The 2,923-nt window shown below is 62.0% G+C and carries 3 protein-coding genes; all 3 read left to right on the top strand.

Going from position 1 to position 2,923, the window contains the following annotated elements:
• Window positions 1-634: HlyD family secretion protein (locus RDL77_RS24780; protein WP_288195150.1), on the top strand; the 634-nt coding region annotated here is incomplete at its 5' end.
• 147 nt (window positions 635-781) lie between these two features.
• A complete protein-coding gene (locus RDL77_RS24775) occupies window positions 782-2,035 on the top strand; it encodes a DUF3419 family protein (RefSeq protein WP_288195149.1) in 1,254 nt (417 codons plus the stop codon).
• A 5-nt stretch (window positions 2,036-2,040) separates the two neighbouring features.
• Window positions 2,041-2,697, top strand: coding sequence for a class I SAM-dependent methyltransferase (locus RDL77_RS24770; RefSeq protein WP_288195148.1), 657 nt, complete (start codon window positions 2,041-2,043; stop codon window positions 2,695-2,697).
• The last annotated feature ends 226 nt before the right edge of the window (window positions 2,698-2,923 follow it).

Here is a 2,923-nt window from a genome sequence, read left to right as displayed (position 1 = left end):
GGCCAACTGGGCCCGCATCGAACCGCTCGCCATCAAGGGCGTCATGACGAAGAGCGATTCCGATCAGGCCGAAACCGCACTGGAACAGGCGCAGTCGGCGGTCACCCAGGCGCAGGCGGCACTGGAAGTTTCCAAGCAGGACCTGGAGACCATCAAGGTGAGCCGCGGCTCGCTCGAAGCCGCCGTCGGCGGGGCCGTGGCAGCCGTCAATCTCGCCGAGATCGACATGACCAACACAAAAGTCCTCGCCCCGCGCGACGGTACGGTTGGCGAAGTGGGTGCGAAACTCGGGCAGTACGTGACCGCAGGAACGCAGCTGATGGCGGTGGTGCCGCCGGATGTCTGGATCATCGCCAACTTCAAGGAAACCCAGCTCAGCGATATCAGAATCGGCCAGCCCGTGACGTTCACGGTGGACGCACTGAACCGCAAGCGCCTGAACGGCCATGTCGAGCGCTTCGCGCCGGCCACCGGCTCGGAATTCAGCGTGCTCAAGCCCGACAATGCGACCGGCAATTTCACCAAGGTTGCCCAGCGCATTTCCGTGCGCATCTCCGTCGATCCCGGCCAGGACCTGGCGCAGTATCTTGCGCCCGGCATGTCGGTCGTGGTGCGAACCGAGCTGGAAAAATAGGTTTGCGCCGTGTTTTTTTCCGATGCCACAGGGGTTTAGCCGCATAAGCTGAATCAATCCGGCGGGGATGTGATTCAAAACCGTCACGGCTTTGTTACATCGAAATGTTAGGCGGAGAGGAATTTCCAACAAAGGGGATTCGATCCGATGCCGTTTGCCAAACAGCCCGACAGCGCCACGGCGCCGCGGCATGAAAAAGTTCAGAACGCCGTACGCCAGAACAGGCTCCTGTCAAAAGCCGGACTTTCCGAACGGCTGTTTGCCCATGTCTTCAAGGGCCTCGTCTATCCCCAGATATGGGAAGACCCGGAGGTCGACATGGAGGCGTTGCAGATCCATTCCGGCCATCGGATCGTTACCATCGCGTCGGGCGGCTGCAATGCCATGTCGTACCTGACCGCCGATCCCGCCAGCGTCGAGGCGGTCGATCTGAACACGGCCCACGTGGCGTTCAATCGCCTGAAGCTCGCCGCCGTCACCCGCCTACCCAACTACGATGCCTTCTACCGCTTCTACGGAACGGCGGACGACAAGGCGAACCTTGCCGCCTACGAACGCTTCATCCAGCCGCATCTCGACGGCACCAGCCGCGCCTATTGGGAAAAGCGGATGCTGTCCGGCCGCCGGCGCATCACCATCTTTTCGCGTGACCTCTACCGGCATGGCCTGCTCGGGCTGTTCATCGGCATGGGCCACCGCGTCGCCAGGCTCTACGGCATCGACCCCCGCGACATCCTCAAGGCCGCGACGATCGAAGAGCAGCGCGCCTATTTCGACCGCGCCCTCGCCCCGCTTTTCGACAAGCGGATGGTGCGCTGGGCAACGAAGCGCAAATCCTCGCTGTTCGGCCTCGGCATCCCGCCGCAACAATATGATGCGCTGGCAACGGCTGGCGACGGCAACATGGCGCTGGTGCTGCGCCGCCGCCTGGAAAAACTCGCCTGCGGCTTCCCGCTGTCCGAAAACTATTTCGCCTGGCAGGCCTTCGGGCGCGGTTACAGCGACAATGCCGAAACCGGCCCACTGCCGCCCTATCTCTCGCGCAACAATTTCGAGAACGTGCGCGACCGCGCCGAGCGCATGAGCGTCGTCAACGCATCGTTGACGGAGTTCCTCGCGGCCAAGCCCGCAGGTTCCGTCGACCGCTTCATCCTGCTCGACGCGCAGGACTGGATGAATGACAAGCAGCTGAATGAACTCTGGCATGAAATCACCCGCACGGCGGCTGCCGGCGCGCGCGTCATTTTCCGCACCGCGGCCGAGCCCACCATCCTGCCGGGCCGTATCGATGACGCCCTGCTTGCGCGCTGGGATTACCGGGAGGAACAGTCCCTCGACCTGCATGCCCGCGACCGATCGTCCATCTATGGCGGCTTCCATCTCTATCTGCTCAAGGATTGATACCGATGTTTGCCAAGATCGAACATGGACCGCTGATGGATCGCGTCTACCGGCACCAGCGCCACTTCTATGACGCCACGCGCAAATATTATCTGCTCGGACGCGATCCGATGATCGCAGGCCTGATGCCGCCGGCCAATGGCAGCATCCTGGAGATCGGCTGCGGCACCGGGCGCAATCTGGTCATGGCCGGAGCCGCCTATCCCACGACAAAGCTCTATGGCATCGACATTTCCAACGAAATGCTGACGACAGCCCGCAAGAAGGTGATGGCCGCCGGCCTGGGCGAGCGCACCGAACTTGCCTATGCCGATGCGGCGAAATTCGATCCGTCCGCCCTGTTCGGCCGCGCCCAGTTTGACCGGATTTTCATCTCCTATGCGGTGTCGATGATCCCGCAGTGGGAAAGCGTCATGCGCGAAGCGGTCAACCATCTGGCTCCCGGCGGCCAGCTGCATATCGTCGATTTCGGCGATCTAACGGACTTGCCCGGAGCCGCGAAAGCCGCCCTTTACAAATGGCTCGAATGGTATCACGTCACGCCGCGCAACAACCTGTTCGAGGTTGCGCAGGACATCGCAGCCGCAACGGGCGCGCACGCCGAAGCGCTGCGGCTCTATCGCGGCTTTGCCTGGATTTCGATCATCAGCCGCCCGGGCTGAAGCAATCATCCCGCCGTGCGTGGTTCGACAAGCTTGTCTGTTTGAAGGGATGTATAGTGGCATGGTCCACGTGCCTCTTAACAAGCACGTGGACCGATGGGCAGGAGGCCGTTTCGACAGCGGGACATGAAGTCCGATGGTGAGCAAGGCCCTGTCCTTCGATGACACCCGAACAGTTGCCAGGGGCACCGACCCCGTATGACAAGCCAGGGGATTTCATCATGAC

Source organism: uncultured Phyllobacterium sp. (assembly GCF_902479695.1).
GTDB classification, from domain to species: domain Bacteria; phylum Pseudomonadota; class Alphaproteobacteria; order Rhizobiales; family Rhizobiaceae; genus Phyllobacterium; species Phyllobacterium calauticae.
Note: the sequence above shows the minus strand (reverse complement) of the source record. Positions and strands in the feature narration are given on the sequence as shown.

Coding starts and splice junctions, on each gene's coding strand:
- RDL77_RS24775 (WP_288195149.1), top strand. CDS start 782: ATGCCGTTTGCCAAACAGCCCGACAGCGCCACGGCGCCGCGGCATGAA.
- RDL77_RS24770 (WP_288195148.1), top strand. CDS start 2,041: ATGTTTGCCAAGATCGAACATGGACCGCTGATGGATCGCGTCTACCGG.